Source organism: Halorhabdus sp. SVX81, assembly GCF_029207715.1.
Taxonomy (GTDB): Archaea; Halobacteriota; Halobacteria; order Halobacteriales; family Haloarculaceae; genus Halorhabdus.
Genome location: NZ_CP104322.1, coordinates 1,455,508 through 1,481,054 on the forward strand (window position 1 = coordinate 1,455,508; position 25,547 = coordinate 1,481,054).

The 25,547-nt window shown below is 60.9% G+C and carries 24 protein-coding genes; 12 read left to right on the forward strand and 12 right to left on the reverse strand.

The window, feature by feature from the left end; genetic code table 11:
* Window positions 1-115 precede the first annotated feature (115 nt).
* From SVXhr_RS07295 to SVXhr_RS07305, 3 genes are all read left to right on the forward strand, one after another.
* Window positions 116-1,303 carry a redox-regulated ATPase YchF gene (locus SVXhr_RS07295; RefSeq protein ID WP_275740833.1) on the forward strand — a complete coding sequence of 396 codons (1,188 nt, stop codon included), beginning with the start codon at window positions 116-118 and terminating at the stop codon, window positions 1,301-1,303.
* 540 nt (window positions 1,304-1,843) lie between these two features.
* Entirely contained in the window at window positions 1,844-2,485 is a 642-nt protein-coding gene (locus SVXhr_RS07300) for a hypothetical protein (protein ID WP_275740835.1), read from the forward strand.
* A gap of 204 nt (window positions 2,486-2,689) precedes the next feature.
* A complete protein-coding gene (locus SVXhr_RS07305) occupies window positions 2,690-3,124 on the forward strand; it encodes a hypothetical protein (RefSeq protein ID WP_275740837.1) in 435 nt (144 codons plus the stop codon).
* Window positions 3,125-3,657: 533 nt separating this feature from the next.
* Here SVXhr_RS07305 and SVXhr_RS07310 read toward each other — a convergent pair.
* The 3 genes from SVXhr_RS07310 to SVXhr_RS07320 form a co-directional block, all read right to left on the reverse strand.
* Window positions 3,658-4,767: a DNA topoisomerase IV subunit A gene (locus SVXhr_RS07310; RefSeq protein WP_275740839.1), complete on the reverse strand. Its 1,110-nt coding sequence runs from the start codon at window positions 4,765-4,767 to the stop codon at window positions 3,658-3,660.
* Window positions 4,764-7,196 carry a DNA topoisomerase VI subunit B gene (locus tag SVXhr_RS07315; RefSeq protein WP_275740841.1) on the reverse strand — a complete coding sequence of 811 codons (2,433 nt, stop codon included), beginning with the start codon at window positions 7,194-7,196 and terminating at the stop codon, window positions 4,764-4,766. Before SVXhr_RS07315 ends, SVXhr_RS07310 begins: the two co-directional genes overlap by 4 nt.
* A gap of 69 nt (window positions 7,197-7,265) precedes the next feature.
* On the reverse strand, window positions 7,266-8,336 hold the full coding sequence (locus SVXhr_RS07320) for a TrmB family transcriptional regulator (RefSeq protein ID WP_275736567.1): 1,071 nt from the start codon (window positions 8,334-8,336) through the stop codon (window positions 7,266-7,268).
* Between the two features lie 261 nt (window positions 8,337-8,597).
* On the opposite strand from SVXhr_RS07320, the gene gyrB reads away from it, so the two are divergent.
* A complete protein-coding gene (gene gyrB, locus SVXhr_RS07325; protein ID WP_275736568.1) occupies window positions 8,598-10,511 on the forward strand; it encodes a DNA topoisomerase (ATP-hydrolyzing) subunit B in 1,914 nt (637 codons plus the stop codon).
* Window positions 10,508-12,979 carry a DNA gyrase subunit A gene (gene gyrA, locus SVXhr_RS07330; RefSeq protein WP_275736569.1) on the forward strand — a complete coding sequence of 824 codons (2,472 nt, stop codon included), beginning with the start codon at window positions 10,508-10,510 and terminating at the stop codon, window positions 12,977-12,979. Before gyrB ends, gyrA begins: the two co-directional genes overlap by 4 nt.
* A 21-nt stretch (window positions 12,980-13,000) precedes the next feature.
* Here gyrA and SVXhr_RS07335 read toward each other — a convergent pair whose 3' ends face one another.
* Together SVXhr_RS07335 and SVXhr_RS07340 are read right to left on the reverse strand one after the other, a co-directional pair.
* Window positions 13,001-13,471 carry a hypothetical protein gene (locus SVXhr_RS07335; protein ID WP_275736570.1) on the reverse strand — a complete coding sequence of 157 codons (471 nt, stop codon included), beginning with the start codon at window positions 13,469-13,471 and terminating at the stop codon, window positions 13,001-13,003.
* Between the two features lie 208 nt (window positions 13,472-13,679).
* Window positions 13,680-14,258 carry a hypothetical protein gene (locus SVXhr_RS07340; protein WP_275736571.1) on the reverse strand — a complete coding sequence of 193 codons (579 nt, stop codon included), beginning with the start codon at window positions 14,256-14,258 and terminating at the stop codon, window positions 13,680-13,682.
* Between the two features lie 86 nt (window positions 14,259-14,344).
* Between SVXhr_RS07340 and SVXhr_RS07345 the strand changes: the two genes are divergently transcribed.
* Both SVXhr_RS07345 and SVXhr_RS07350 read left to right on the forward strand, forming a co-directional pair.
* Entirely contained in the window at window positions 14,345-14,632 is a 288-nt protein-coding gene (locus SVXhr_RS07345; protein ID WP_275736572.1) for a DUF211 domain-containing protein, read from the forward strand.
* 3 nt (window positions 14,633-14,635) lie between these two features.
* The gene (locus tag SVXhr_RS07350; protein ID WP_275736573.1) at window positions 14,636-15,217 is read left to right on the forward strand and encodes a VIT1/CCC1 transporter family protein; all 582 of its coding nucleotides are present in this window, start codon (window positions 14,636-14,638) and stop codon (window positions 15,215-15,217) included.
* A 31-nt stretch (window positions 15,218-15,248) separates the two neighbouring features.
* Here SVXhr_RS07350 and SVXhr_RS07355 read toward each other — a convergent pair whose 3' ends face one another.
* Entirely contained in the window at window positions 15,249-16,646 is a 1,398-nt protein-coding gene (locus SVXhr_RS07355; RefSeq protein WP_275736574.1) for a PQQ-dependent sugar dehydrogenase, read from the reverse strand.
* 100 nt (window positions 16,647-16,746) lie between these two features.
* Window positions 16,747-17,250 (reverse strand): RNA-binding protein, encoded by a 504-nt coding sequence (locus SVXhr_RS07360; RefSeq protein ID WP_275736575.1) that lies wholly within the window; start codon window positions 17,248-17,250, stop codon window positions 16,747-16,749.
* A gap of 79 nt (window positions 17,251-17,329) precedes the next feature.
* Between SVXhr_RS07360 and SVXhr_RS07365 the strand changes: the two genes are divergently transcribed.
* The 3 genes from SVXhr_RS07365 (at window position 17,330) to sepF (ending at window position 20,265) form a co-directional block, all read left to right on the forward strand.
* Complete coding sequence (locus SVXhr_RS07365) at window positions 17,330-18,649, forward strand: ribonuclease R family protein (protein ID WP_275736576.1); 1,320 nt, start codon at window positions 17,330-17,332, stop codon at window positions 18,647-18,649.
* 185 nt (window positions 18,650-18,834) lie between these two features.
* Window positions 18,835-19,809, forward strand: a complete 975-nt coding sequence (locus tag SVXhr_RS07370) for a phytoene/squalene synthase family protein (RefSeq protein ID WP_275736577.1) — start codon at window positions 18,835-18,837, stop codon at window positions 19,807-19,809.
* A 96-nt stretch (window positions 19,810-19,905) separates the two neighbouring features.
* Entirely contained in the window at window positions 19,906-20,265 is a 360-nt protein-coding gene (sepF, locus tag SVXhr_RS07375; protein WP_275736578.1) for a cell division protein SepF, read from the forward strand.
* Between the two features lie 20 nt (window positions 20,266-20,285).
* Here sepF and SVXhr_RS07380 read toward each other — a convergent pair whose 3' ends face one another.
* Together SVXhr_RS07380 and SVXhr_RS07385 are read right to left on the reverse strand one after the other, a co-directional pair.
* On the reverse strand, window positions 20,286-20,678 hold the full coding sequence (locus SVXhr_RS07380) for a DUF5611 family protein (protein ID WP_275736579.1): 393 nt from the start codon (window positions 20,676-20,678) through the stop codon (window positions 20,286-20,288).
* A gap of 48 nt (window positions 20,679-20,726) precedes the next feature.
* A complete protein-coding gene (locus tag SVXhr_RS07385) occupies window positions 20,727-21,488 on the reverse strand; it encodes a hypothetical protein (RefSeq protein WP_275736580.1) in 762 nt (253 codons plus the stop codon).
* An 87-nt stretch (window positions 21,489-21,575) separates the two neighbouring features.
* On the opposite strand from SVXhr_RS07385, the gene SVXhr_RS07390 reads away from it, so the two are divergent.
* Window positions 21,576-21,869, forward strand: a complete 294-nt coding sequence (locus tag SVXhr_RS07390) for a DUF6432 family protein (protein ID WP_275736581.1) — start codon at window positions 21,576-21,578, stop codon at window positions 21,867-21,869.
* 5 nt (window positions 21,870-21,874) lie between these two features.
* Here SVXhr_RS07390 and SVXhr_RS07395 read toward each other — a convergent pair whose 3' ends face one another.
* Window positions 21,875-22,237: a hypothetical protein gene (locus SVXhr_RS07395; protein WP_275736582.1), complete on the reverse strand. Its 363-nt coding sequence runs from the start codon at window positions 22,235-22,237 to the stop codon at window positions 21,875-21,877.
* Between the two features lie 250 nt (window positions 22,238-22,487).
* Window positions 22,488-23,294 carry a molybdopterin-synthase adenylyltransferase MoeB gene (gene moeB / locus SVXhr_RS07400; RefSeq protein ID WP_275736583.1) on the reverse strand — a complete coding sequence of 269 codons (807 nt, stop codon included), beginning with the start codon at window positions 23,292-23,294 and terminating at the stop codon, window positions 22,488-22,490.
* Between the two features lie 83 nt (window positions 23,295-23,377).
* Here moeB and SVXhr_RS07405 point away from each other — a divergent pair, with 83 nt between their 5' ends.
* The gene (locus SVXhr_RS07405; RefSeq protein WP_275736584.1) at window positions 23,378-23,983 is read left to right on the forward strand and encodes a YIP1 family protein; all 606 of its coding nucleotides are present in this window, start codon (window positions 23,378-23,380) and stop codon (window positions 23,981-23,983) included.
* 35 nt (window positions 23,984-24,018) lie between these two features.
* Here the strand turns inward: SVXhr_RS07405 and SVXhr_RS07410 are convergent, their stop codons facing one another.
* On the reverse strand, window positions 24,019-25,512 hold the full coding sequence (locus SVXhr_RS07410; protein ID WP_275736585.1) for a carboxypeptidase M32: 1,494 nt from the start codon (window positions 25,510-25,512) through the stop codon (window positions 24,019-24,021).
* Window positions 25,513-25,547: the final 35 nt, after the last annotated feature.

The window sequence follows — 25,547 nt, forward strand, 5'->3', positions numbered from 1 at the left end:
GGCCGCGTGGGCTGGCCGAGTGCGTCCTGACGTGGGGCCACCCCATGTGTGGTACTTACACCCGCTGTCCCGTCGATTGAGAACGCTTTAGCCGCCCATGGCCCGCTAGTCGCCAATGAGCTACAAGATCGGTCTCGTGGGCAAACCCTCGGTGGGGAAGTCCACGTTCTTCAATGCGGCGACGATGAACGACGTGCCGGAGGGGGCCTATCCGTTCACGACGATCGACCCCTCGGTCGGCGAGGCGTACGTCCGGGTCGAGTGTGCAGCCCCCGAATTCGGCCACACCTGCACGCCGAATCACGGCTACTGTGACGATGGCGTCCGCTTCGTTCCGACGAAGCTGGTCGACGTCGCGGGGCTCGTCCCCGGCGCTCACGAGGGCAAGGGGCTCGGCAATCAGTTCCTCTCGGACCTGAACGAGGCGGACGTCCTGATCCACGTCGTGGACTTCACCGGCGAGACGGATCTGGAGGGTGAACCGACGACGGATCACGACCCACGCGAGGACATCGACTTCCTGGAGAACGAACTCGACATGTGGTATCTCGATGTCTTCGAGAAGGGGATCGAGCGCCACCAGACGGGGTATAATGGCGCAGATGGAGACATCGAGGCCGACCTCGCCGAACAGCTCTCGGCGTTCGGGATCGGTGAAGACGAGATCAAGCAGGTCATCCTCGCCGAAGAGTTAGAACTCGATCCCGACACGTGGGACGAAGCCGATCGGCAAGCTCTGGCCCGCGAGATCCGGATGCGGACCAAGCCAATCGTCATCGCGGCCAACAAGATGGACACCGAGGCCGCACAGGACAACTGGGGCGCGGTGACGAGCGATCCCGACTACGAGCACCTGACGTTCGTGCCTGTCTCGGCCCACGCCGAGAAGGCGCTGAAGAACGGCGACGAACAGGGTGTGCTGGACTACCGGCCCGGTGACGAGGACTTCGAAGTGACGGCTGACCTCCCCGAGGCAAAAGCAGCGGGCCTCGAAGAGATCCGTGAGTTCGTCGGGGCCTACGGCGGGACGGGCGTCCAGGACGTCATCGAAACGGCGCTGTTCGAAGTGTTAGACGCGATCGCCGTCTTCCCCGGCGCGCGCAAGCCACAGGACGACGGCACCTTTTTGCAGGACTGTTTCGTCCTTCCCGACGGCTCGACGGCCGAGGACTTCGCGTATTTCCTGCATACCGACATCGGCGAGGGCTTTCTTCACGCTCACGACGTCCGTTCGGAGCGGCAGGTGGGCGCGGAGACGGAACTCGATCACCGCGACGTCCTCGAGATCACGACGACGAACTAGCTTGACTGGGGAAACAGACGGCGCTGTCATTGTCGTCCAGAGTGTCATAGAACGGTTAGCGCACCCCTCTTCTGACCTCGCGAATCGCTCAATACAGCAACCTCTTTTACCGGGGTTCGACTGAACGAGCGCCGCGAGTGAGGGAGGGCCCCGGTAAAACCCGTTGATGCCAAAATACCGCCGTCGCGGGGTTTCACCCCGCTCCGGCGGCGAACCGCTCGCTTCGCTCGCGGATACTCGTGTACCGTTCCTGTTCAACAGGCACACGTAGCGAATAGGACGTTCAGCAGCTTCGACGCCAAACAAACACAGTCGGTGTGCTGCCTTCACTCTCTATATCAGTCACGCCAATTCCGACAGAAGTCGAATGGTTAGCAAAGACACTGCCGAATACAGGTGAAGCACGTATCGTTCAGTACAGGGCGCGTATCTTGCAGGAGTTGTACATGGGTCGAACCCTCCAAAACAGCCATAGCGAGTAATTCGGATCAAACGGTGAGACCAAAGACACTAATTCAGTTGTTTTCCAATTCGTTATGAATGCCTGATTCCCCGCATCCTCCACAAAACGATCACAGGAACCGGACACGTCGGCAGCTCCTAGTTACAGGAGGAATGGTTGTCGCCGCTCTTGGTGGGTGTAGTGGACTACCTGGAACCGGGTCACGAACGCTTGATACCGTCGTTCACGAAAACTCGACAGATGAGCTGTCGTGGGATTTCCCGGGTCAATCCGACGCAGATAGCATCGGGTACGTCGAAATCCGTCGGAAACCACAATTCGATTCGGCGGGATCGATTCCGTCACGGTGGTTCACCTTCAACGCGAGTATCGATCCGTCATTGTCCTACAAGCTGGATCGGTTCACTGCGACGTTCACCACTCCGAACACCTATTTCGAGCAATACGGAGAGCCCAGATATTTGGTAAGTCCACCAACGCAGAGTGACAGCTTCAAAACTTACTATCAGGGTCTCCAGAGTGCAACGACACACCGGCAGTTCGTGATAGAAATGAGTGAAATCAATATGGATGGGACGATCGAGTTCCCCTTCATAATTCGGGACGCACAAGCCCTCCCGTCGAAGTTACAGTGTTCGTTCTCGGTTCAGGCAACTGAATCAGGGACGTTTGGAGAGACAGTTACCGCATCGGATTCTGACACCTTCAAATTCGGTTGAGATGGGAAAGAAAGGAGATATTCAGTTCAACATCTGTGACTGAGATATGACGGAATCAGTCAATTCGATCCCCTCAAAGGGTGTCATAGAAGACTGCCCACACTTACACAGGAATCGCTCAGTACAGAAGATTCAGCTACAGCTGACAAGGGCCCACAATTTTAACAATACAGAATCATTTTCTTCTAATCTATGACTCGGCGCATGAATCGTCGGACGTTCCTTGCAGGTACCTCTACTGTTGTTACCGCCGCTCTTGGAGGGTGTACGATGATAGGCGATGGCAAGAATGGACGAGAGGGTGTGATTCTTACACATGTTGAACTCGGGAACGGGAGCGGTGAATCCCAGGTCTTTGATGTACTCGTTACCCACAACGATGACACAATTTACTGGTCGTCAGAGGAAGTCGGGAGTGGAGAGGGGGAGGGAGAGGTTATCGAGATAGACTCCCCCGACGAGTACGGGCATGTCGAAGTGTACGTCCGAGTTGGCGACGCATGGAGCCAGACCGACTTCGACACCGATAGATTTGACGGAAAGCACGTCATCGCGTCAGTCACATACGGGATGATAGAAGATGATTTGCTACGTATCAGCCGTCTTGTCTCTGACCGTCCAACCTCTACTGAGGGATGACTCCGGGCAATGCGCACCCGTACTGAGTGGCTTTTTCACCGCAAATCAGAAAACATCTCAATGTGGGAGTTGGCTCGGTAAGTGCAGGTGAAGCATGCATCATTCGGGACAGACGGTAAATTCACGTCGGTATTGTTCGATTAGATGACTGATGACCGATTGGGAACGTGTGAGACAAGAACTCGAAGAGGCGGGCTATTCTGGAGTCGAGTTCGATAGCGGCGATACGGCTGTACCGGGACTGTCCGGTGAGTGGGTGTCCGGTGAAATCGCACGCGAGGGTGGGCTAAAACACGAGAACCAATCCCTTTGGATACGGATTCTCGCGCTCCTGAGAGGTAGTGCCGTGGGAATTGGCCCAGAAAATGCCCCGGAAAGCATACGAAACATCGCTACTCAACACGGGTTAGAAGTCGTAATAATCAGTGTCTCTGCCGATGAAGCACGCATCGCACTTTGTGAGTCCTCGGAGCGAAGCGCATCTGCGTAACGGTACGTTCGGAGGTTGCGGACGCTGATCTCCTCGTGTCGGCCTAAAGGACGCCCATCTCGTCCAACCGCTCCGGAAGATACGTATCAGTCACGAAGTCCAGGCCGTAGGAGGCCAGGGCCTGCTGTTCGGACTTCTTGTCGATGTCGAGTTGGAGTTCGATCTGTTCCTCCCAGTAATCGGTCTGGAATCGCGGGTCTTCGAGTTCGGACTCCAGCGCGTTCACGTCCGAGTCCGCGAGCGGGTCGGTCGGGAGGTCGTACTCGACGATGTCCTCGGGCTGGACGCCGATGAACTGCGCTTCCGGCGTCGCGAGGTACTTCGAGAGGTGGGCGGACTTGATCGACCCGTAGGCGACCGAGCCGTAGATCCGGTAGGACCACGGGTCGCCGTCAGTGAACACCGTCACCGGCAGATCGAGTTCGTCGTGCAGGCGCTTGGTCAGCCGCCGGGTCGCGCGGGCGGGCTGGCCGCCGAGGTGGACGACCAGGGCGTTGTACTCGTCGTCGAAGCCGTTCTCGACGAGTCGATCGCGCATACCACCGGTCTCGACACAGAGGACGAAGTCGGCGTCGTTGTCAAGGAACTCGATGGTGTCGGGGTCGTTCGGGATCTGATAGCCGCCCTGGCCCACGTCGTCCTGGCAGTGGATCTCCCGATCGCCGCGGTTGGTTTGCTCCCGAAGTCGCAACGGCCCCATCACCTTCGCGCCGGACTCCTCGGGACGCATATGGAACTCCTCACGGCGCACGTCCGAGACGATTTCCAAGTCCTCGATGATCTGATTTGACTCGTCCTGGCTGTTGAACTGCGCCTCGTCGAGGTCCCAGGATTCGCTGAGGTAGTACAGTTCACGCAGCGTCGAAGAGCGGTCTTCTTCGAGTTGATTCGCGAGGAAGTCGATCGAATAGATGACCTTCAGGAGCTTCTGTGCCCCCCGAACGCTGTTGGCCGAGCGTGTACTCTTCCGATCGCCGTAGACCCAGACTTTCTGTTCGGGGTCGTACTCGATGTTGGTCTTCGTCCGGGTCGGGACGTCCATGTGGGGCACGTCACCGCGGTCGAACTGGTCGTAGAACTGTGCCGCCAGCTCGATCAACCGCTCGCGGGCGTCCCCGTCGGTTCCGTCGGTTCCGTCTGTGTCCGTGCTCATTGTTCACCGTCCACTGTGAGTTTCTCCTCGGCGATACCCTCGACCGAAATGTCGAACGCTGCGTCCTCGCTGACCTCGTAGGTCAGAACCGCCTCGTCGCCACTCGAAACGGTCGGCGACCACTTGATGAACCACTCGCCGTCCATCTCGACGATGCGGGCCTCGTCACCGTCGGCATCGACGTTCACCGGCTCGGCGGTCACGATCTCCGTGATCTCGACGTCGGCGTTCGTGCTGTCGTTGTTCTCGACGACAAGACTGACTGTCCCGTCCTCGCGCTCCCGCTCGAGGAGGACGTTGTTCATGATCCGGGCCAGCGAGTCGTCGATGTTCAACTCTGCGCGCCCGGTCACCGCAGTCAGCTTCGTCGCCATCTCCGGGAGGATCGTCCCGAGTTTGTCCTGCTTTTCGCGGCGCTGACGACGCGACCGCCGCTCGTTGAGGAACGACTTGAGTTCGCGGGCCGCCTCGCGGATCGCGAGTTCGATCTCGTCTTCGATCTCGGGGATGTTGGCGATGGCGTCCTTCGATTCGCTCGTGAAGGGGACGTTCGTCGAGGCGACGTGGACCATCACGACGGCCGGCCCGCTGGGAATGCCGCTGCCGCCCGGCTGGTCGAGCCCGTAGTTGCGCCAGTTGATCGTCTTGACGACGTCCGTCGTCGCACACGCCCCACGCTGGTAGACCAGTGGCACACGATTGGCGAATCGCATCACGTCGACCGGCCCCCCCTCCTCAAGTTCGCCGCCATAGGCGATCCCGGCCTCGACGATAAACGGATCGCCGCCGTGGACAGAGGCGTCCCGCGTGGATGCGGCGTAGAAGTCGGCGTCGAACTCCTTGCGGAGCCCTTCCTCGACGAGTCGCTCGGAGATCGGGGCGAGACAGCCGGTCGGCGGCGCGATGATGTCGGTCTCACGCATCGCTTCTAAGAGTTCGGCGGCCGCGTCGCGGTCGTCGGCAAGGGTCGTGACGTTCGGCACGTCGTCAGGGACCGTCGCCATCACGCTCCAAACCGCTTCGACGACGTTCTCGCGGGCGGTTTCACCGATCGTCGCGTCGTCGTACTCCTCGGTGTTTTCGGCGGCTCGCTCGACGTACTCGGCGAGCTGCTCGCGGGTGCAACGGTGGCGGTCATCCCTATCGGCGAACTTCGAGGCGATGCGGTCGGCCAGCCCTTCGATCGTCGCGTCGTCTTTTCGTTTGCTGGTGGCTTCGTCGACCAGGCCATAGAGGTCCGAGGCCAGCGTCTCGCGCTGATCGCCCTCGTCCGTGTCCCCGACGATCTGGGCCCAGGCTGCCGCCGTGGCTTTCTCCCGGACGGTGCTGCCGAACGTCGTCCCAAAGCCCTCGGCGGCGGTCTCGGCCGCCTCGTCGACGATCGTACGGAGCTGGTGATGGGCGATCCGTTCGCGACCATCGACGGCGTCGGCCACCTCACGGGCGAAGGATTTGGTGGCGTCTTTACCCTTGTTGGCGACGGCAGCCCTGACGGCCACCTCGACGTCACCTTCGTGAACCTGTGGTGGCTGCCAGGCCATCTCGCGGCCGAAGTGCCGATCCCGGAAGTTGTCGAGGATCTTGTCCGACGTCTTCCCGCCCACGCGGGTGAACTCCCCCTGCAAGAAGCCGGACACGGAATACGAATCGGTGGCATCGAGCATCTTGAGTACCGTCCCGAGTTCGACGCCGTGGGGGTGGGGACGGATCTCTTCGGTCTCGGCCGGGAGATCCGCGCCCTCGACGCGCTCGAACTTCGCCGGCTCGGCCATGTTCGGTTCGTGGAACTCGATACGGGCATGTGGATTAACCACGGCCGTGTGCTTGATGTAATCGTGCAGTTGCTGGCGCGCCCGGAGATTAGCTTCCAGTTCGAGTTCGATTCGCGTCCCGTGGGGGCGATCCCAGGCCGTCGTCTCGTCGACGTCGATCTCGGGCTCGTTGGTGTCGGTGTCGATGATCAACTCGAAGTAGTGGGCCTCCTCGCTGCCCTTCGTCCGGGAGGTGATCTTGGCGGGCTTGCCGGACGTCAACTGCGAATAGAGGACGGCTGCGGAGATTCCGATCCCCTGCTGACCGCGATTCTGCTCCCGTTTGTGAAACCGGCTGCCGTACAGCAGCTTCCCGAAGACTTTCGGGAGTTGTTCGCGCGTGATCCCCGGGCCGTTGTCCTCGATGACCAGCCGGTAGTACTCGCCGACGTCCTCGATTTCGACGTAGACGTCGGGGAAGATATCGGCCTCCTCGCAGGCGTCGAGGCTGTTGTCGACACCTTCTTTGACGGCCGTGACGAGTGCGCGGGCTCCCGAGTCGAACCCGAGCATGTGCTTGTTTTTCTCGAAGAACTCGGCGATGGAGATCTGGCGCTGACTTGCGGCCAGTTCCTCGGCGATCCCCTCTTCGCCGAGCGTTGACTGCATCGATGGCATTCTCTATCAAATCAGGGACCGCGGTCGGGTTAAAGCCTTCCGGGTGGTCGATGGCTCGGCCGTTGGCGCTCACTCAGCGGCCTCGAGTGTGACCGTCCTGGCGGCGTATTCCTCCAAGAAGGCTCCGTGGCCGCCGACCGTCGTCCGTCCCTCATCGGTCTCCAGCACGAGCGTGTGTTCGATCGGGAACTCGTTCGTAATCGGGTCGACGACCCCCTGACGGGTCGCGACGACCCGGCCGGTGACCGTTTCGGTGTCCGTCTCGGAAGCGGCCGGCGTCGCTTCGACCCGGGCAGTAATCGCAGTGTCATTTCGCAGGTGCAGCGTCGCCTGGAAAACGGCCTGTTCGATGCTCTCGTAGGTCCCCGGCAGCGACGCAGCATCGATCACGTACTGTTGGTCGGCGCTCGACCAGAAGTTCGCCAGGAACGATCCGAACAGCGTCGGGACGATCCGGTCCTGTACCAGCGAGATCGCGCGCTCGTCGCTGTTTGCGACCGTCATCATCTCCGAAGACGAGATGATGCCGAGTTCGTGATCGACGGCCAACATGACCGGAATCGGGACGTTCCAGCTCCGAACGACACTCGCGATCGGGCGATCGTACTCGGTGAAGTCAGCTGGGTCCGAGTCGACGTCAGTTACCAACAGGAGGACGAACACGCCGCGGTCGACGGCAGCCTGTAACTCCTCGACGACTTGGGGGAGCGTCGAATACGGGATCGAGAGTGCAACACGTTGCTCGGCGTCGTCGATGTACTCGCCGATGCGTTTGACCACTGTGACCCGGGACTTGATGACGTCGAAGCGCTGTGGGCGTGTCTCGGCTTCCGAAAAGCGGCGTTCGAGTGCCGGTTCGATTTCGTCGAGGCGATTCGAGAGGATCTCGATGACGTCTTCCGGTCGCTTGGCACGGATCTTCGTCGGGACGACGTGGTCGTTGACCTCGACGAATCCCTGATCTTCGAGTTCCTCACACACGCTGTAGACGTATCGCTTGGAGACGCCGGTCGCGTCGGCGATCGTACTCGCCTTTGCCTCTCCGTGTTCGAGGACAGCCAGATACGTCTGGATCTCGGTATCCGAGAGCCCGAAGTGTTCTAACTGCCGGGCAAGCGCCGAATCGTCGTTTTCGCTCATGCTTGGCCCTCGGAGGGGAACGGTCCACTTGATCGACGGTATCCTACCCGACCCGTCCCACGACCCACCGGGAGATTGAAGACGGTTGCCACTGATCTGTTAGTCAGTAGCCCACCACACTGTTCGTTTGCCATGTTGGTACCTACTTTCGGCGCCGATCGTATAAATTGTTTGTATCATTTCTTCCCAAATCCAACGCACATGCCCGCGCGCACGTGAAATTTAAGACCCCCCAGACGTAACTTCCCATCAAGGTTTTTTATGAGCGACGACAACGCCTACGGAGCCGGCCAGATTCAGGTGCTGGAGGGGTTACAAGCCGTCCAGAAGCGACCGGCGATGTATATCGGCTCTACCGATACCAGGGGATTGCATCACCTCGTCTACGAGGTAGTCGACAACGCCATCGACGAGGCGCTCGCGGGACACTGTGACCACATCGAGGTCACGATCCACGACGATGGCTCTGTCTCCGTGAGCGACGACGGTCGGGGGATTCCGATCGATATTCACGACGAGTACGACCGGCCGGCCGTCGAAGTCATCATGACGGTGTTACACGCCGGCGGGAAGTTCGACAACAAGTCCTACCAGGTTTCGGGGGGGCTTCACGGCGTCGGCGTCTCGGTCGTCAACGCCCTCTCGGAGAAACTCGAGGTCGAGGTGAGCCGGGAGGGGGGCGTCTGGAAGCAGACCTTCGACCACGGCGCGCCCGCGGACGACCTCACGGAGGTCAGTTCGCTGGACGACCCCGATGAAACGGGTACGACGATCAGGTTTTGGCCCGACGGGGAAATCTTCGAGACGACCGATTTCCAGTTCTCGACGCTCGCGAACCGCCTCCGGGAACTCGCCTTCCTCAACTCCGGGGTCGAGATTACGCTCGCCGACGAGCGCGAGGGGACTGCGGAAACGTTCAAATACGAGGGCGGAATCCGGGAGTTCGTCGAGTACTTGAACGAGACCAAGGACCCGCTACACGACGAGGTTGTGTACTTCGAAGACGAGGACCAGGACATCCAGGTCGAGGTGGCCCTCCAGGCGACCACCGAGTTGCAGGGTTCGATCCACGCCTTCGCGAACAATATCAACACCCGCGAGGGTGGGACTCACCTCACCGGGTTCAAAACCGCGTTGACCCGGGTCGTCAACGATTACGCCACCAGCAACGACCTCCTCTCGGATCTTGAAGAGACACTCAAGGGCGAGGACATCCGAGAGGGACTGACGGCAGTCATCTCGATCAAACACCCCGATCCCCAGTTCGAAGGCCAGACCAAGACCAAACTCGGCAACAGCGAGGTTCGGGGCGTCGTCGAGAGTGCGATGCACCAGAACATCGGGACGTACTTCGAGGAGAACCCCGACGTCGCCCAGGCGATCGTTCGGAAGGCCGTCGAGGCCGCCAAGGCCCGCAAAGCCGCACAGAAAGCCGAGGAACTAACCCGCCGAAAAAGCGCCCTGGAGTCGACGGCGCTGCCGGGCAAGCTGGCCGACTGCCAGACGAAAGATCCCAGCCGGGCGGAGCTGTTTATCGCCGAAGGGGACAGCGCGGGCGGGAGCGCAAAACAGGCTCGCGATCCCGACTTCCAGGCCGTCCTGCCGATCCGCGGGAAGATCCTCAACGTCGAGAAACACCGTCTCGACCGGATCTTGGAGAACGATCAGATCCGGAATATCATCACCGCGCTGGGTACCGGCGTCGGCGACGAGTTCGACCACGACGAGTTGCGATACGAGAAGATCATCTTCGCCACTGACGCCGACGTCGACGGCGCACATATTCGAACGTTGCTTCTCACGTTCTTCTATCGCCACATGCGACCGTTGCTCGAAGGCGGCAACATCTACGCGGCTCGGCCGCCGCTCTATCGGATCCGGTACCGTGGGGAAACCTACGACGCGATGACGGATGCCGAACGGGACGAGATCATCGAGGAGAAATGCAACGGCAATCCGACACAGATCCAGCGGTTCAAGGGGCTGGGCGAGATGAATCCCCAGCAGCTCTGGGATACGACCATGAACCCCGAGAACCGCTTCCTCAAGCAGATCACCATCGACGACGCCGCGGCCGCCGACAAGATGTTCTCGGTGTTGATGGGTGACGCCGTCGAACCGCGCAAGCAGTTCATCAAGGAGCACTCGCCGGAAGCTGAATGGGTCGACATATGAGTTCAGACGTGCCAGAAGGTCCGGACGTGAGTGCCGACGCCGCACGCGTCGAACACGTCCGGATCGAAGACGAGATGGAGCAGAGTTACATCGACTACGCGATGAGCGTCATCGCCGGACGCGCCCTCCCGGACGTCCGGGACGGCCTCAAACCCGTCCATCGGCGCATCCTCTATGCGATGCACGAGATGGGTGTCTCCTCGGGGTCGTCTCACCGCAAGTCCTCGTCAGTTGTCGGCGAAGTGATGGGTGACTATCACCCGCATGGGGACAGCGCGATCTATGACACCCTGGTGCGGATGGCCCAGGACTTCTCGATGCGGTACCCGTTGATCGACGGGCAAGGGAACTTCGGGTCGATGGACGGTGACCCGGCCGCAGCGATGCGGTACACTGAGGCCAGGATGGCACCGATCGCCGAGGAACTGCTCGCGGACATCGAGAAAGACACGGTCGACTTCCAGGCCAACTACGACGACCGCCTGGAGGAGCCCGAAGTGTTGCCGTCGGCGTTCCCGAACCTGCTGGTCAACGGCTCCTCCGGGATCGCGGTCGGGATGTCCACGAACATCCCGCCGCACAATCTCGGCGAAGTCATCGACGCGACGATCCACCTGATCGACAATCCCGATGCCGAGGTTGCCGACCTCATGGAGTACGTCAAGGGGCCGGACTTCCCGACCGGCGCGAACATTGTCGGGAAGAACGCGATCCACTCGGCCTACGCCACGGGCCGGGGTCGACTGACCGTTCGCGCCGAGTACGAGTTCGAGGAGACGGAGTCGGGCCGCCCCCGGATCGTGATCACGGAGATCCCCTTCCAGGAGAACAAAGCCCGCATGGTCGAGCGGATCGCCGACGACGTCAACGAGGGGATCATTGAGGGCGTCTCGGACCTCCGTGACGAGTCTGACCGCAACGGGGTCCGGATCGTCATCGAGTGCAAGCGGGGGGCGAACGTCGATGTCGTCGAGAACCAACTGCTCGATCACCACCTCGAATCGACTTTTGGCGTCATCAACCTCGCCTTAGTCGACGGCGAGCCCCGCGTGCTCACCTTAAAGGAGACCTTGGAGGAATACGTCGCCCACCGGAAGGAAGTCGTCCGTCGGCGCTCGGAGTTCGATCTCGCGGAAGCCGAGGACCGCGCGCACATCCTCGAAGGCCGACTGAAAGCCCTCGGGAACGTCGACAGCGTCGTCGATCTGATCCGGGACTCCGAAGATCGCGACGAGGCCAAGGCCGCGCTCGAAGAAACGTTCGACTTCTCGACGGAACAGGCCCAGCACATCGTCCGGATGCAACTCGGCAGCCTCACCTCGATGGAAACCGCCGAGGTCGAAGAAGAGTACGAGGCAGTCCAGGCCGAGATCGAACGGTTAGAGACGATCCTGAACGACGAAAGCGAGTTGCTCGACGTCATCAAGGACGAACTCCGGGCCGTCGCCGAGGAGTACGACGACGACCGCCGGACGAGCATCGTCGAGGACGACGGCACGGTCACCCGTGAGGACCTCATCCCGGAAGAGGAGTGTCTGGTTGTCGTCACCGAGGACGACTACATCAAGCGCATGCCTGCGGACCGCTTCGACGCCCAGCACCGCGGCGGAAAGGGTATCATCGGTGCCGATCCCAAGGAGGGCGACCGTGTCTCGACGGTCTTCCGCGCGAACACGCACGACTATCTGCTCGCCTTCACGAACCACGGCCAGGTCTACCGATTACGGACCTACGAGATCCCGGAAATGTCCCGGACGGCACGCGGGAAATCCGCCGTCAATCTCATCGACTTCGACGACGGTGAAGAGATCACCGCTGTCGTCAGTATGGACGAGATCGACGACGACGAGTGCATCACGATGGTGACCCGCCAGGGATACGTCAAGCGGACCTGCTGTTCGGCGTTCGAGAACATCCTCTCGACGGGCATCATCGCCGCAAAGCTCGAAGACGGCGACGAACTCATCGACGCTGTCGTGACCGACGGTGACAGCGACCTCGTGATCGCCACCGCAGACGGGATGACGATCCGGTTCGACGAGACCGAGGCCCGCCAGATGGGTCGGACGGCCCGTGGGGTCCGGGGGATCGATCTGGAGGACGGCGACAGCGTTGCCGGATTGGTTGCAACCGACGAAAGCGACGAGCAAGCACTGCTGACGGTCACCGAGCGCGGGTACGGCAAGCGAACGTCCCTCTCGGAGTATCGCACGCAATCTCGGTACGGCAAAGGGCTCATCGACATCAAGACCGGTGATCGGAATGGGTCGGTCACGGCCGTCAACGCCGTTTCCGACGACGATCACCTGATTGTCATGAGTGCCGCCGGACAGATCATGCGGTGTCCGGTCGAAGACGTCTCGACGGTCGGCCGGAACACGATGGGCGTCACGATCATGGACGTCGCCGCCGAGGACACCGTCGCGAGCGTCGATGTGATTCCAGGGACAGTGATCGAGGACACGTAGCGATCCCCTGGGTGAATTTTCTCAGTGGAGGGGCGGATTGTATTCGTGTGGGACGAGCATCCGTCGAAGGTTCGTCCCGACTGCACTCCCGATCATCCCCAATATGCCACTCACCGGGATCCACCCGATCCCACGAAGCGAAAACAGCCAGACAGCATTGGTCACACTCGTCCCGATCTCTCCGAGTGCTACTCCGAGACTGTCAAGCCCGATGAGGAGGATCAAAAGCACCACGCTCCCGACCCAGATCATGACAGCGGCAGTGATCCCGATACGGAATCCGACCCCCCCAGCGGCGAAGGTGTTCTTTCCGAACTGAAACCCGCCAGCGAGTCCACCAACCGCCGGACTCAGGAGGGCTACATCGAATCGGCCGATAGACGCCCCGACGACAGCCGTCAGCGCCATGATCGTGAACCCCACGACCACTGGGTGCGGGTTCGTACCGAAAACGCGGGTTTGGAGGGACTGCTGTTGAGCAGGGATGCTCATATTCGTGATTCTCAAAAATCACTATAAATCTTTATCATTTTTGACCGTGAGAACTAGACAGAATGCGGGACGTTCCTTCAGAGAATCGAACGAACGACTGAGTTCGATCGGACGGGTGGCAGTCGAATCGGTGTACCAACGGAGCTAGATAGTGGGTTGTCCCCGACGGACGAGCCGGGGGGTTCATCGCGGTCATTCCTTGATGGCCTTAGAAAAGCGGTGGATTGTATTTATCCGGGATCACCGCCTGCCTGACGTTCGTCCCGACAATACTTCCAATCAGTGCGATCAGCGCACTTGCCGGAATGAAGAGCATACCGAAAACGAGCAAAAATCCCATCGATATGCCGGCACTAAGTTCTTCGACGCCCGAGTCGCCTGTCGTTGCTTCGTCGACACCTGCTTCCCCCATATCCGATTCAGCCACGCCCGATTCTCCACCACCGATCCCTGACACGCCAGTCACGCCCGCGCCATCGCCGGTCGCGTCATAGACCAGCGCCCAGCTGCCACTTGCCATCAACACTAGCCCGATGCACATGGCCAGGCTAGCGCCGATCAACCCGACACGCAATCCGAGCCCAGTCGTCGCTGTGCTGTGCTTGCCGAACAAGAACCCAGCGACGAGTCCGCCAATTCCGGACGTAGCGAACAGGAGTTCCGGATTTCCAGTACCGATACTCAAAAGCCCAATCCCCAACATCACGGCAATACCAGCGACAACTGGTCGCCAGTTCTCGGTGAACACCCGGGAGTGGAGAGACTGAAGAAGGGCGAACAATACCATGCCAATTAATATCACTCATCTTATATAAATCTTGTCCACATTCGACCGTTTGAACTATACAGATCGACCCGCAACCGCTAAAAACAATGAGTACGATCAGACGGCTGGTCATCGACCTCCTGAAACCCAACGAGATCGAGAACGTCGAGTTCGCCCGGACGATCGCCGACCTCGACGGCGTCGAGGGGGCGAACGTCTCGCTGCTGGAATCGGACAAGGACGTCCAGAACCTCAAGATCACGATCGAGGGAGAGGGGATCGACGACGGGAGCGTCACGACGGCGGTCGAGGACCTCGGCGGGACGGTTCACTCCGTCGACGAGGTCGTCTGTGGCGATCGTATGGTCGAGGAAAGCGCGACCCACCAGGACTGACCCGTGTCCTCGAGATTGGCCGACCTTCGGGAACTCTTAGAGGACGAGGACGTCCGCTCGATCTCTCGTCGATACTTCATCTCGAACGGCTTCGACGGGACGCTCACCACCATCGGCATCATCGTCGGTTCGTTCCTGGGTGGGAGCCAATCGAGCATGGAGATCGTACGGGTCGTCGCTGGCGGGACCGTCGGGCTGGCCGCCTCCGGCGTCTGGAGCGTCTGGGAGATCGAGCGCGCCGAAAAGCTCGCCGAACTCAAGGCAGTCGAGGAGAAAATGCTCACCGGACTGGAGGGAACGGAACTCCACGAACGGAAAGGCGACGCCCGGAAGGTCAACGCCGCGATGAGCGGCCTCGGCCCGACGATCGGGATGTTGCTCCCGATCATCCCGTATTTTTTCGTCGGCGTCACACTCTCGATGCTGTGGGCGACGGTCATCGGCGTGTTGATCGGCGTCTCCCTCCTGTTCGTCTTCGGGGCGTACATGGGGAACCTCTCGGAGCAGAACTGGGTCATCGCGGGGCTCCGGACCGGCCTCGTGGGTCTCGTCGTCGGCGGCATTAACATCATCCTGCCTGGCTAATCCAGGGTCCGACTCACTGTCAGTCGGACTGTTATGCCTGTGTGAGTCGGCAGACGGCCCCCGTCGAACCGACTAGCTGGCCCCGGTCACTCGTACAGACGTAGATCTCGCCGGCCTCATCGCGACCGAACGCCAGCACCAGCGAGCCGAAGCTATCATCGTCAACCGGCAGCGTCGTCGTCTCCCAGAGCCCGTCCTCCGTCGGTGTGCCGACGAACAAGGTCCCGTCAGCTTGCCAGTCGGCGAAGAGGTATCGATCACGAAGCCCGGGAATCGACTCACCCGCGTAGAACTGCCCGCCGATGACCGCGACGCCGCTGACCGGCTGCCCGCTGTGAGGGTACTCGATAACCGGATCGAGCAGGGGTTCGCCGTCCGGGGTTTCGGTCGGGCAAGCATCGGCCGACGATCCGGGCGAGAAACAGTGTGTTCCCTCACGGACGTTCCAGCCGTAATTCCCGCCGTTCGTGACGTGGTTGACCTCCTCGAAGCGGCCCTGGCCGACGTCCGCCGCGTACAACTCGCCGTCGTGAAACGCCATCCGCCAGGGGTTGCGCAATCCCCAGGCGTAGTACTCGGAGCGTCCGTCCCGGCCAACGAGCGGGTTGTCAGCGGGGATCTGATACGGCTCGTCCCCGGTGTCGGTGACATCGATCCGGAGGATGCCCCCCAGGAGATTCTCGGTGACGTCCTGTCCGTTCCCGCCCGCATTTGCATCGTACCAGTCCGAAACATGCCCGTTGCCGGTATCGTCAGCCCCGCCACCGTCGCCGACGGCGACGTAGAGGTGTTCCTCCGGCCCGAACTCGATCGCACCGGCGTTATGATTTGTCTGTGGCTCCGGGAGTTCGAGGATCCGCTGTTCGGTATCAGGCGCCGCGAGGAGTGCGTCCGTATCGAGCGTAAACGACGAGAGAGCAAACGTATGGGAGTACCCCTCAGGGGTTCCGGGTTGCGGTGGGGCACTGTAGCGGACGAACAGGCGATCGTCCGCGGGATAGTCCGGGGGCAACGCAAAGCCGAGCAGCCCCCGCTCCTCGTAGCCCGAGACGTCGACCATCCGGTCCCGGAGATCGATCAGCGGTTCGTCCCGAACTGTCCCGCCCGAAACGACGTGGATCGTGCCGACCTGATCGGCAACGAGCAACACGTCGTCGTTCGGCAGGAACTCGACACCGACAGGTGCCGTGAATCCGTCGGCGATTTGCTCGACACCGACGCTCCCCGGCAGGGCCCCCTCTTCAGGTTCACTCGGTGCTTCGTCCGTCTCTGTCGTCGCTGTTTCGCTCGGGGTCGATGGGGTCTCGCTGGCGTCAACTGTCTCACTGGTAGTTGGCGTCTCCGATCCATCGGAACAGCCTGCAAGTCCACCCCCGATCGCTGTCATCCCCGCTGTGAGCATCTCCCGCCGAGTAAAATGTGAACTCATGACATAGTTGTCCGGCCCGATGGAAAAAACGGTTCGTGTGGCGGCAGGACGAACGCTGATCGCGAGGGGCAGGCGATCACGACCGGCGACCGTCGTCAGGTCACCCGGAAAACTCGTAGAGGTAGTCGCCGACGTGGTGGATCGTGTCGACGACCTTTCCTTCGTCGCCAAGCATTTGTGACCCGTCGACGCGTGCGCGGCCGACGGCCAGAACTTTGCCGTGGTTCTCCTCGCTGATGACGACCAGATCGCCACTCTCGATCGAATCGTCGGCGTCGACGATGCCGGGCCGCATCACGTCGGCCCCGTCGGAGACAAACGAAATCGCGCCGGCGTCGACGGTGACGACGTTCTCGGCGGGTGGATACGCGTTCGCGCCACGGACCGTGAGGAACGGATCGTCCGTGCTGTCCGGCGATTCGTCGTCGGGAACGTAGAAGACCGCGGGCTCGCCCTCGACGAGGACGACTTCCCAGTCGCTGTCCTCGAAGGTGACTTTCTCGTAGGTGTCGGCGTCCAGTTCGACGTCCAGTCCATCGGCGAGTGCGTCTTCGATCTCGTCGATCGCGTCGGCCCGAAGGTGGTGGCGGGATTTGACGTTCATGTGCGATGGCTGGTCGCGAGTCGGGATAAATCGATTGTTTGTCGAAACGCCTACCTAGCGGGTCCCCGTAGCGGGTGCCATGACCGCCCAGCAGGACGACGACCAGGCCGCCGCGGGCACGCCAGAGGGCCAGGGGCCCGTCGAAATCGACGAGGAACTCGCTCGCCACCTCGAGAACAAACGGGAGGAGCTCTTCGAGAAGTTCGAGATCCCGGACGGATTCCCACCGGAAGTCCTCGAAGAGGCGAACGCGCGAACCGAGGACGTCGGAAGCGAGATCGAAGACGAGATCGACGAGCGCCGCGACCTCCGGGAGATGACGACCTGGACGACCGACCCGATCGACGCCCAGGACTTCGACGACGCCATCTCGATCGAGCACCGCGAGGACGAGATCGTCCTGTGGGTCCACATCGCCGACGTGACCCACTACGTGAATCCTGACACCGCGATGTGGCGTTCGGCCGTCGAACGGGCGAACACCGTCTATCTACCGGGCTACACTGTCCACATGCTGCCGCCGATCCTCGCCGAGACAGTCTGCTCGCTGGTGCCCAACGAGGATCGGCTGGCCCACACCGTCGAGATGCACCTCGACCCCGAGAACCTCGGCTACGAGAACATCGAGATCTACAAGTCCGTCATCCGCAGCGATGCGCGACTGACTTACACTGAGGCCGAGCGGCTGCTCGACGAACCCGAAACGGCCGAAGACGTGCTGGAGGACCAGTCGGTCGACCTCGCGGAAAAGACCCAACTTGTGTGGGAACTGGCCGATCGGATGCACGAGCAACGGAAGGAAGACGGGTCGCTCGTGTTGAACCCCCGGCGCGACAGGGCACATACCATCATCGAGGAGTGTATGCTCAAGGCCAACAAGGCCGTCACCCACGTGCTGATGTGGGAGCAGGGTGTCGAAGCGATGTACCGCGTTCACCCACAGCCCAGTCCCGAGGAGTGGAACGAGGCGCTCCAGGAGATCCAGGACCTAGACGGCGTCTCGATCCCGGGCGGGGCCTGGGACGATCCCAGACAGGCTGTCAACGCAACACTTGAGGAGGCCCCAAAACGACAACTCGACAAGATCCAGTGGGCCGTCATGAAAGTGATGCCCCGGGCGAAGTATATGAACGACCCCTTCGGCGGCCACCACGCCCTGAACTTCGAAATCTACGGCCACTTCACGTCGCCGATCCGCCGACTCTCAGACCTCATCAACCACTGGATCGTTCACACCAACGACGTCCCCGAGGATCTGGTCGCACTGTGTGATCGCGCCAGCGACAAGCAAAAGGATGCCGAACAGTGCGAACGGGAGTATAAGAAGTTCCTCGAAGAAGTCGGTCTCGACCCGGCGGCGGTCAACAACCGCGGAATCGAGGTTATCGACGAGGAGTGACCGCGCCGGCGACACGACAAGTGGACCTACAGGACAAGTATGTAAAATCCGTCCGAACTGATTGGGTACGATACTTATGCTCTCTGGCGGAATACTGCGGTCGTAGTGAGAAGTTTAATTCGCGTTGCAGGTGTCGTCACCATTACAAGCGAGCCACTCTAACTGCGAGTCAACCGATTGTTGCTATGACAGGCCGATCCGTCAAAACAAGCAAGGCGATTCACCGGCGGACCGGGAAGACGTTTTACGTCGCCACCAGATTGCTTCCCGAACGAGTTCGTGAGGCAACGTACGCGCTATACGCGTTTTTCCGGATTGCCGACGATGTGGTCGACCGCCCGGACCCACCTGACGACGATACACAGCGACAGCATCTCGAAGCGATCCGTGCTGGCGCGAAGGGCGACACCCCGCCGTCGGACGTCCTCACGGAAACCGACCGTGAGGTCCTCGAGACGTTCCGGACGCTGGCGACCGAGGCGGACATCGATCCTGAAGAGATCGACGTCTTCATCGATGCGATGGCTCAGGACATCGATCACTCTCGATACGACACCTACGAGGAGTTGCGCGGGTACATGCGCGGCTCCGCGGCTGCCGTCGGGAACATGATGCTGTCGGTCATGGACCCGCCCGAAAGCGAGGCGGCCAAACCCCATGCCAGATCACTGGCCGAAGCCTTCCAGTTGACGAACTTCGTCAGGGACGTCCGTGAGGACATCTGCGAGTACGACCGGGTGTACCTGCCAGCGGAGACCCTGGACCAATACGGCGTGACGGAGCCACAGCTTCGAACGGGCGAGATGTCCCAGGATGTCGCTGCCGTGATCCGGACCGAACTCCACCGGACGGAGTCGCTGTACCGTCACGGCGTGGCCGGCATCCGGTATCTCCCCGAGGACTGCCAGTTCGCCGTCCTGCTCTCGGCTGTGCTGTATGCGGACCACCATCGACAGATCCGACAGCTCGACTACGATGTGCTCGGTGGAGACGCGTCGCTGACGATGACGAGACGGCTGTGGCTGGTCGTCCGAACCTGGTATCACTGGCGACGAACCCGGGATCCGGAGGCCGCGTTCTACGCAGCCAGCGCCATCTCCGAAGACGGGCCGGCGAGCAACCGACCGGAACCGCAGTTGCGCCCGGACCACGTACTCTAATCAGACGATCGTCGTCCCACCGGGACGACAACCGTGCCAACGAGCGCAATCGTGTCTGACGTAAAACCTATACCCGTCCCGAACACCGGATAAGATATGGGACTAATGAGCAAAATTCTGGGGGGATCAGGTTCCTCTCGCCGGACGGATGATTACGTCGAACTCGACGCCGGTGACGCGAATACAGCCGCCCAGGATGCGGAGACGGAAGTCCGAATCGCTCGAATCGGTGACAAAAAAGATGTCATCGAAATCAAAGACGCCGTCTACGATGGGGACATCGTCCTGGCCGACATCACGCGTCACACGACACAGGATCGAAAGATGGAGCACATCACCGACGAACTCAAGCAGGTCGCAAGCGAAGTCGGCGGCGACATCGTCCAGAAAGACGACGACCAACTCATCATCACTCCGTCCGACGTTGCGGTCAATCGCGAGCGACTCGGCCGGTAGACGCGTCCCGCCGACTTCGATCAGACCGAGTCAGGCGCATCCGCGTCGTCTTCGACCGATCGCTTCATCGAATCGCGACGGGATTTGGCGTCCCGGCCCGTCGCCATCTCCAGAAAGTCGTTTTTGACGTTGACCGCGTCCTCGGCGGCGTCGACGTGCCCTTCAGCGATAACCTCCTCCGCAGGCCGCTCTTCGATATCGAGGGCGAGTTTGTCCTTTTTGCTCCCGTACGGAACAGTCCCGACGGTAACGCGCTCGAACACCGGGTTGTCCGGATCCTCGACGATGTATAGTTCAGTATCGTTGTACGGTTCCGTTCCCGAGATGGGGCCGAAATACTCTTCGACCGTCTCTCGCATATCCGGAACCCTGTCTTCGAGATACTCGCCGCGCCGCATCTTGTACTCGCGCATAGGGGCCCGTTCGATACTGTCGGGTTTACCCTTTTCGCGTCGGATTGATCACGCCGCCTCGATGGCGAGCATCCCCTGATGACACTCGGGACAGTAATCCCCCTCACGGAGCGACGACGACTCGATCGGGGTCGTAAATCCACACTCGCGACACCGAAACTCGCCGTCAGTGACGGTCCCGGACTCGGCGTCCGTCCGTTCGATATCGGATTCCGCCTGTTCCAGATCCGGATCGCTGCCCGACCAGACCTCCGCCTGGTCGTCCGCCACCGAGGCGGCTTCCTCGGCCATGCCGTCGGCCGGGTGGTCCGATTCGTTGCCCGGCGTGTCCGGTTCGTTTTCCTCGGCGTGGCTGACTGTCTGTGTTGGAGCCCCGGCATCGGCCTGGGCTTGTTCGTCAGGTTCGGACTCGGGCCACTCGCCGGGATCGCGGTCGAGTTCCTCGTCTGCATCGTCTTCGAGAATAACGCCGTCGTCCTCGGCAGCGGACTCGAACTCCGTCGCATCCTTGGACGGTTCCGCCGTCGTCGTGTCGACGTCATCGACCGGTTCGCCCTCCTCGGCGTCGACGATTTCGGCGTCCGATTCTGTATCCGCTGTCGCTTCGTCGGTCGCTTCCTCGCCAACGTCGTCCGGTGTCTTGATCGTGGTTACTTCCGTGTTCTCGGAGACGACGCGCGTTTCCCCACACCGGGCGCACGTTTCGATCTCTCTGATCGTGCTAACGACCTCGTTTCCCTGTTCTTCACGGTCGCGCTCGACGGTGGTCTCACCGAAGTCGTGACCGAGCAGCGAACACTTGATACCCATTGCCATGAAGTGGCCACCTGCGAGTTATAAGCGTACTGCTTGGACAGTGGGGACAAGTGTAAGACCTGCCGCCGCAAACGTATTGGTATGCAAGCGAAGCCGGAGTATCGTGACCGGGATGAGACGGACGTGGCGGTGCTCGATGCCCTGGCCGAACGTGGCGAAGATGGCATGACCGTCTTCGAGTTGCGATCGTCCGTCGACGTCGATATCGACCAACTCGAGACGGCGCTGTCGAAGCTCAAAGCTGACGACCTCATCGAAGCGACCGACGAGGGCGAACAGACACGGATCGTTCCGGATAGCGACGTCATCGGTCCCGAAAGTGACGACGACACCGACACGTTCGTCGATCGAATCCGAGAGCGATTTTCCCTGTAATCAGGTCAGATCGTCACGAACACGACCGACAGATTCTGTGCCACGATCACCATTCCGGCACCGATCATCCCGAAAAACCAGAGTCGCCATCCGGGGACTTGCTTGACTTGCTCGCGACAGGCGAGCAGGACGAAACTGGCGTAGAGGGCGACGGCTCCCTTGAGGAACACGACAGCGAAGGGATCGACCGCGAGGAGCAGCCGAAGCAGGGGATTGATTTCACTGGCCAGCGATCCCGTGACGTTTGCGGCCAACACCGTCGAAAACGTGTCTCCGATGCCCCAGATGACACCCATCAGTAGCACTAAGACGCCATACCGAGGCGTCTCCATCTCGAGTGACTGGCGGACCCGATGCCGAACTGCCATGCAACTACGCTGAATTCCGGCAGCCGGGGTAAAAAACACCGTGGTCGAATTATTCCTTCTGATTATTGGGTCTGGTTTCAATTTGGCGGTCAGAGAGTCTGCTATGGATTTTACCCAAATAGATAATGGAATTGAATTATCAAATGTGGAAGTAGCCTACGTCGGCTCGTCCCCGGTGTGCGTGCCGGATCACCCCGGATCGCTCCATCGGGCATGATGGGGCCTCCGTGGTTGATCCCGATGCAGTGAGCTATCCTTCCGACGCCGGACTGTGTTTCGGGCCATCGCCAGCCGTTTCGACGGCCGATTGCTCGCCGCAGGTCTGACAGTCCGGCCGGGATTCGAACCCAACCTCGGAGAAGGACATCGACCGGGCATCGTATCTGAGTAGTCGCCCGGTAAGCGTCCCGTCGATATCCAGAAGTAGTTTTATCGCTTCACTCGCCTGGATCGACCCGATTACGCTCGGGACGGCACCCAGCACGCCCGCCGTTGCACAATCCGGAACCGCGCCGTCCGGTGGCGCCTCCGGGAACAGACACCGATAGCATGGGTCCCCGCCGTCGAATGTCGAAACCTGGCCGTCAAACCCCGAAACGGCCCCGTGGACGAGTGGCCGGTCGGCCGCCGTACAGGCGTCATTCAGCGCGTAGAGGGCCGATAGACTATCAGTCGCATCGACCACGACGTCGTACCCCTCGAGTATCTCCCCATCGCCGTCGAACCGCAGCTCGTAGCGATCGACGGTGACATCGGGGTTGAGTTCGGCGACGAACTCGGCGGCACTGTCCACCTTGGCCCGGCCGATGTCGCTGGTTCCGTGGACGACCTGTCGCTGGAGGTTACTCCGCTCGACGATGTCGTCATCGACGAGCCCCAGGGTACCGACACCCGCGGCCGCCAGATACTGGACGACGGGTGCGCCGAGCCCGCCGACGCCGACGACGAGCACGGACCCCTCAAGGAGTTTGGCCTGTCCGCTCGGGCCGATGTTGTCCATGACGATCTGTCGGGCGTAGCGATCGAGTTGCCCCTGATCCAGATCCGGTGATGGCATGGCGGAAACTACTGTCTTCCGCGTGGATAAGGGATCCGCCCTAATATGAAAATGCTTAGTACACATGAACTGTCACCATCGCTATGGCCCCAACCACGCCGCTTCGAAGCCCCTCCGAGTACTTTCAACGCAACGATCGCCCCTCGCTGTTACTCGGTGCTGGGATCATTCTGTCTGAAGCGATTCTCGTGGCGATCCTCGCCTGGCAGTTCCTTCGGGACGTCATGGCACAAATCGACATGTCCCCCGCTGAACGTGCCCGCGTGGAGGGTGTGATCAATAACGGCGTTTTCAGAATCTTCATCAGCATTTTTCTCGGCTGGCTGCTCATCGCCGCCATCTTGCACGTCTTCGTCTGGTTCGCCGACGGCGACCGGGGATTCGGGACGACGCTGGCGGTCGTCGGCGAGGCGGACCTGGTCTCGATCGTTCTCTTGCCGGTCACAGCCGCTGGGCTGTTTCTGATGGTTGGAACGGTCCCATCGGATCCCGCTGAAGCCGCCAGGTTCTTAGAGCGGACCGGGGTCCATTCGTCGGCGGTTGGGTTGTTCGCGAGTATCTTCGGACTCGTATGGAAAGCGAGCATCCAGGGGATTGGACTCGCCGAAGCCCACGATGTCTCCGTGAGCAAAATGCTGACGGTAACGTTCGTGCTCGGCTTTCTCGGTTTCCTGCTCAATCTGGCCTGAGCCCTGCTGACAGGGAGTGACTTCAGCAGAGAGAATCAGAGATCGTACAGTCCAGTGTACTTTTCCGTCACATACTCTAAGAAATGATCAGCGGTGTAGGCTTGCCCGGTCGCTTCCTCGATGAGGGCGTCGGTCGTGTATCGCTTGCCGTGTCGGTGGACGTTCTGCGTGAGCCACTCGTGGAGGTCCTCGAACTCACCGGCGCGAACGGCGTCGTCGATCGGGCCGATGGCCGCTTCGGCAGCATCGTAGAGTTGGGCCGCCAGCACGCTCCCCAGTGAGTACGTCGGGAAGTAGCCGAAGGTGCCGTTCGTCCAGTGGATATCCTGCAGACACCCCTCGGCGTCAGTGTCCGGCCGGATGCCCAGGTACTCCTCCATCTTGTCGTTCCAGACCGCCGGGACCTCGCTGACGTCCAGATCGCCGGCGATTAGATCGCGTTCGATCTCGAACCGGAGGACGATGTGCATGTGATAGGTGAGTTCGTCCGCCTCGACCCGAATGGGATTGTCGTCGTAGACCCGGTTGACCGCGCGGTACGCGTCTTCGGCACTTGCCTCGATACTGAGGTGATCCTCGACAGTCGGCATGAAATGCTCCCAGAACGCCTGCGAGCGGCCGATGTGATTCTCCCAGAGGCGGGACTGAGATTCGTGGACAGTCAGGTCCCGCGCATCGCCCAGCGGTGTGCCATACTGCTCGTCGGGCAATCCCAGGGCATAGGTCGCGTGCCCGAACTCGTGAATGGTCGAAGATAGCGAATCCAGGGGCTTTTCCTCGTCAAATCGGGTCGTGATCCGGGCGTCGAACTGCGTGCCGGAGGTGAACGGATGGGCCGAGGTATCCAGCCGACCGCGATCCCAGTCGAAGCCCAGGTCGTCCAGCGCCGCACGGACCAACGCCTCCTGCTCGTCGACGGGATACGTCCCATCGAATGGACGGGGCTGAGTCACCTCACTATCGGCTATCTCGTCTATCAGTGGGACGAGTTCATCTCGAAGTCGACCAAGAATCCGCTCGGCGGTGTCCAGCCCGAGATGCGGTTCGAACTCCTCGAAGAGAACTGCATATGGATCACGGTCAGGGTCGATGGCTTCAGCGTACTCCCGGCGAAGGTCCACCAGCTCCTCCAAGACGGGTGCGTACGTCTCAAAGTCGTCGTCCGCCCGTGCCTGCTCCCAGACTGGTAAGGCTTCCGACGTGGCCTCCGAGATCCGCTCGATGAGATCCCGCGGAACCTTCCGCGCACGTTCGTGTTCCCGACGGACCTCCCGGACCACCGCTTGCTGTTCGGGGTCGAGCGACGTATCTTCGAGGGTCGCGAGGTATTCGCCCAGATCGTCGTCCGTCAGGAGATCGTGATGAAGCGTCGAGAGTGCCGACTGCTGTTTGGATCGTGCGGGTGTCCCGCCCTCCGGCATCATCACCTGTTGGTCCCACTGGAGCAAGCCGCCTGCATCGGCCACGTAGCTGAGTTGCTGTACGTGATCGAGAAACTCGTCGTACACATCTGGCGTGTCGGCTGACATACCGAGCAGTTCGGTCGGCCCCGGCAAAGACCCGA

Bases quoted from the DNA above. Each gene is read 5' to 3' on its own strand.
- SVXhr_RS07295 (WP_275740833.1), top strand. From the start codon at position 116: ATGAGCTACAAGATCGGTCTCGTGGGCAAACCCTCGGTGGGGAAGTCC.
- SVXhr_RS07300 (WP_275740835.1), top strand. From the start codon at position 1,844: ATGCCTGATTCCCCGCATCCTCCACAAAACGATCACAGGAACCGGACA.
- SVXhr_RS07305 (WP_275740837.1), top strand. From the start codon at position 2,690: ATGAATCGTCGGACGTTCCTTGCAGGTACCTCTACTGTTGTTACCGCC.
- SVXhr_RS07310 (WP_275740839.1), bottom strand. From the start codon at position 4,767: ATGAGCACGGACACAGACGGAACCGACGGAACCGACGGGGACGCCCGC.
- SVXhr_RS07315 (WP_275740841.1), bottom strand. From the start codon at position 7,196: ATGCCATCGATGCAGTCAACGCTCGGCGAAGAGGGGATCGCCGAGGAA.
- SVXhr_RS07320 (WP_275736567.1), bottom strand. From the start codon at position 8,336: ATGAGCGAAAACGACGATTCGGCGCTTGCCCGGCAGTTAGAACACTTC.
- gyrB (WP_275736568.1), top strand. From the start codon at position 8,598: ATGAGCGACGACAACGCCTACGGAGCCGGCCAGATTCAGGTGCTGGAG.
- gyrA (WP_275736569.1), top strand. From the start codon at position 10,508: ATGAGTTCAGACGTGCCAGAAGGTCCGGACGTGAGTGCCGACGCCGCA.
- SVXhr_RS07335 (WP_275736570.1), bottom strand. From the start codon at position 13,471: ATGAGCATCCCTGCTCAACAGCAGTCCCTCCAAACCCGCGTTTTCGGT.
- SVXhr_RS07340 (WP_275736571.1), bottom strand. From the start codon at position 14,258: ATGGTATTGTTCGCCCTTCTTCAGTCTCTCCACTCCCGGGTGTTCACC.
- SVXhr_RS07345 (WP_275736572.1), top strand. From the start codon at position 14,345: ATGAGTACGATCAGACGGCTGGTCATCGACCTCCTGAAACCCAACGAG.
- SVXhr_RS07355 (WP_275736574.1), bottom strand. From the start codon at position 16,646: ATGAGTTCACATTTTACTCGGCGGGAGATGCTCACAGCGGGGATGACA.
- SVXhr_RS07360 (WP_275736575.1), bottom strand. From the start codon at position 17,250: ATGAACGTCAAATCCCGCCACCACCTTCGGGCCGACGCGATCGACGAG.
- SVXhr_RS07365 (WP_275736576.1), top strand. From the start codon at position 17,330: ATGACCGCCCAGCAGGACGACGACCAGGCCGCCGCGGGCACGCCAGAG.
- SVXhr_RS07370 (WP_275736577.1), top strand. From the start codon at position 18,835: ATGACAGGCCGATCCGTCAAAACAAGCAAGGCGATTCACCGGCGGACC.
- sepF (WP_275736578.1), top strand. From the start codon at position 19,906: ATGGGACTAATGAGCAAAATTCTGGGGGGATCAGGTTCCTCTCGCCGG.
- SVXhr_RS07380 (WP_275736579.1), bottom strand. From the start codon at position 20,678: ATGCGCGAGTACAAGATGCGGCGCGGCGAGTATCTCGAAGACAGGGTT.
- SVXhr_RS07385 (WP_275736580.1), bottom strand. From the start codon at position 21,488: ATGGGTATCAAGTGTTCGCTGCTCGGTCACGACTTCGGTGAGACCACC.
- SVXhr_RS07390 (WP_275736581.1), top strand. From the start codon at position 21,576: ATGCAAGCGAAGCCGGAGTATCGTGACCGGGATGAGACGGACGTGGCG.
- SVXhr_RS07395 (WP_275736582.1), bottom strand. From the start codon at position 22,237: ATGGCAGTTCGGCATCGGGTCCGCCAGTCACTCGAGATGGAGACGCCT.
- moeB (WP_275736583.1), bottom strand. From the start codon at position 23,294: ATGCCATCACCGGATCTGGATCAGGGGCAACTCGATCGCTACGCCCGA.
- SVXhr_RS07405 (WP_275736584.1), top strand. From the start codon at position 23,378: ATGGCCCCAACCACGCCGCTTCGAAGCCCCTCCGAGTACTTTCAACGC.
- SVXhr_RS07410 (WP_275736585.1), bottom strand. From the start codon at position 25,512: ATGTCAGCCGACACGCCAGATGTGTACGACGAGTTTCTCGATCACGTA.